Below are 250 nucleotides of genomic sequence, written 5' to 3'. Positions count from 1 at the left end.
CCACGGCGTTGTCGTTGAACGTCACCGCGTCGTGAAAGCCGCCCTCGATCGGGTAGATCTGCGGCCAGCCGCCGGTGGGATATTGCGCCGCCAGCAGATAGTTCACGCCCGTGAGGATGCTGGCGCGATAGGCGTCGCCGTCCTGGCCCGGCGCCTGCTGCTGCACCTTGGCCAGGAAGCGCATCTCGGTCGTGGTCGCGCCGGTGTCCAGCGTGCCCACGAAGGTCCAGAAGCGGTCGGCCGGCGTGTC

General features: G+C 68.8%; 1 protein-coding gene. It reads right to left on the bottom strand.

What is annotated here, in order from left to right:
* Positions 1 to 250 (bottom strand): pectate lyase (locus tag SAZ04_RS22640; RefSeq protein WP_332699975.1); only part of this gene is annotated, 250 nt, incomplete at both ends.

The sequence above is a fragment of the Halalkalibacter lacteus genome, assembly GCF_036663595.1.
GTDB lineage: Bacteria > Bacillota > Bacilli > Bacillales > Bacillaceae_D > Halalkalibacter > Halalkalibacter lacteus.
The sequence above is the reverse complement of the archived record's forward strand: the minus strand, read 5'-3'. Positions and strand labels throughout refer to the sequence as shown.